This window comes from Micromonospora sp. ATA51, from assembly GCF_016802855.1.
In the GTDB taxonomy this organism is placed as follows: domain Bacteria; phylum Actinomycetota; class Actinomycetes; order Mycobacteriales; family Micromonosporaceae; genus Micromonospora; species Micromonospora sicca.
The window spans coordinates 1-2522 of record NZ_JAEVHJ010000548.1; the positions used below are offsets into that span (position 1 = coordinate 1).

The 2522-nt window shown below is 76.2% G+C and carries 1 protein-coding gene and 2 pseudogenes; 2 read left to right on the forward strand and 1 reads right to left on the reverse strand.

Annotated elements, in window-relative coordinates; translation table 11 throughout:
• Positions 1-295 (forward strand): annotated as a pseudogene (locus JNW87_RS37480) (hypothetical protein); the annotation flags it as partial.
• Positions 296-323: 28 nt separating this feature from the next.
• Here JNW87_RS37480 and JNW87_RS37485 read toward each other — a convergent pair.
• On the reverse strand, positions 324-1385 hold the full coding sequence (locus tag JNW87_RS37485; RefSeq protein WP_109800542.1) for an NAD-dependent epimerase/dehydratase family protein: 1062 nt from the start codon (positions 1383-1385) through the stop codon (positions 324-326).
• A gap of 319 nt (positions 1386-1704) precedes the next feature.
• Here JNW87_RS37485 and JNW87_RS37490 point away from each other — a divergent pair.
• Positions 1705-2522, forward strand: a pseudogene (locus JNW87_RS37490) (hypothetical protein); the annotation flags it as partial.

Here is a 2522-nt window from a genome sequence, read left to right on the forward strand (position 1 = left end):
CGGCGCCCGGACGATCCGGCCCGGCCTGCGGCCCGGCCAGGGCTGGCGCGACCGCGGCGGGCGGATGCTCGCCGCCGGGCCGACCGTGCTGCTGCCGGCGGCCGCGGCGGTGGCGGTGCTGGCCGGTGACCTGTCGGGGCTGAGCAAGGCCGAGGTGGAGCGGATCTGGCTGCCGTTCGCCGTCTGGCTGCTGGTCGCCACCGCCCACCTGCCGGCGTCCACGCGGCGCTGGTGGCTCCTCGGGCAGGCCGGCACCGCCCTCGCCGTGAACCACCTGCTGTGGACGGTCTCCTGACGCGGCCGGCGAAAGGGCCCGCCGCGGGTCAGACCGTCAGGGCCGCCGGCTCGCGCAGCGGATCGGTGGCGAAGGCGGTCACCCCGTCGGCGAACCCGACCCGGGCGGTGTATCCGAGCAGGTCGGTCGCCCGGCGCGGATCGGCGACGACGTGCCGCACGTCGGCGGAGCGGGCGCCGCCGATCACCAGCGGCGCCGGCCCGGCCATGGCGGTGGCCAGCGTGGCGGCCAGCTCGCCCACGGTGTGCGGCTCCCCGGAGCAGACGTTGACCGGCGTCAGGGGCTGCGGCGACGGCGTCGCCAGCGCCAGCAGGTTCGCCCGCGCCACGTCGCTGACGTGCACGAAGTCCCGCCGCTGCCGGCCGTCCTCCAACACCTGCGGAGGCCGGCCGGCGGCCAGCGCGGACCGGAAGATGGCGGCCACCCCCGCGTACGGGGTGTCGCGGGGCATCCGGGGGCCGTAGACGTTGTGGTAGCGCAGCGCCCAGACCCCGCCGCCGGTCTGCCGCGCCCAGGCGGCGGCCAGGTGCTCCTGGGCCAGCTTGGTGGCGGCGTACGTGCTGCGCGGCTCCAGCGGGGCGTCCTCGGGCACCAGGGCGGGAGTGAGTGCCGACGCGCAGTGCGGGCAGGTCGGGTCGAAGCGGCCGGCCGCCAGATCGGCCGACCGGCGCGGGGCGGGGCGGACCGTGCCGTGCCGGGCGCACTCGTAGCGCCCCTCGCCGTAGACGACCATCGAGCTGGCCAGCACCAGCCGGGTCACGCCGGCCCGGTGCATCGCGGCGAGCAGCACGGCGGTGCCGTAGTCGTTGTGGCTGGCGTACGCCGGCGCGTCCGACGGGTCCAGTCCGTGCCCGACCATCGCCGCCTGGTGGCACACCGCGTCGACCCCGGGCAGGAGCCGGTCGAGCAGTTCGGGGTCGCGGACGTCGCCGACCACCGGGTCGTGCCGTCGCGACCACTCCGGCAGCTCCCCGCCGTGCGCCTGCGGCAGCAGCGCGTCCAGCGCCACCACCTCGTGTCCCTCGGCGACCAGCAGGTCCGCGACCTGTGATCCGATGAAACCGGCCGCGCCGGTGACCAGTACCCGCATGCCGGTCAGCGTAGGTCGACCGGCCGGCACCGAGGGCCGCGTTGCGGCAGCCGTAGTCGATCCACAACATCTTGGGCCCGGCAGCGCCACCGGCGCCGGTAAGACTTCCGTAATCGGGCAAGCCCCGCCGGGCTGCCGACGCCGCCCGTAGCCTGCCGAAAGGGAAGCACCGCGCCGGCCGCGGGCCGCGCGGCTCCCGCCGGCGCCGGTGGACGGCACGTCGAGCAGCCACGAGGAGGGCCGGTGACCACCGACCGTACGTCCCCGGCCGGGACGCCCGGGTCCTCCCCCGCGGACCGAGCCGCCCCGCCGCCCGGCGTACGGCTTTCCCCGCCGCGGGTGGGCCGTGCTGGCGGAGCATCCGCCGCCCGGCGCGCGCGGCATCGGCGAACGGTGGCGCAGCCCGCTGCGCGGGCCGTGGCTCACCGCGGTGCACGGCCTCGCGCTGCTGGTCGGCCTGCCGCTGGTGTTTCTCACCGGACTGCTCGACTACCTGGCCTACAGCCCGCAGTTCGGTCAGGCCTTCCCGCACGACGTCGGCTGGCTGCGGTTGCCGCCGTTCGACTGGCCGACCCGCCCGTCCTGGCTGTTCCGGGTCACTCAGGGCCTGCACGTGGCGCTCGGGATCACGCTGATCCCGGTCGTGCTGGGCAAGCTCTGGTCGGTCATCCCGAAGCTGTTCGACTGGCCACCCGCCCGGTCGGTGGCACAGCTGCTCGAACGGCTCTCCCTGGTGCTGCTGGTCGGCGGGATCCTCTTCGAGATCACCACCGGCCTGCTGAACATCCAGTACGCGTACCTGTTCGGATTCGACTTCTACACCGCGCACTACTTCGGCGCGTGGGTGTTCGTCGCCGCGCTCGTCACGCACGTGGCACTCAAGCTGCGGCGGATGCTCACCGCGCTGCGGTCCCGGCCGCTGCGCGCCGAGGTGACCGTCCCGCGCGACGCCACCCGACCCGAGCCGCCGGACCCCGACGGGTTGGTGACCGCCCGGCCCGGGCCGGGCACCGTGAGCCGGCGCGGCGCCCTCGCCCTGGTCGGCGGCCTGTCGCTGCTGCTGGCCGGCCTGACCGTCGGGCAGAACCTCGACGGCCGGTGGCGCCGCACCGCGCTGCTGCTGCCCCGGGGCCGGCA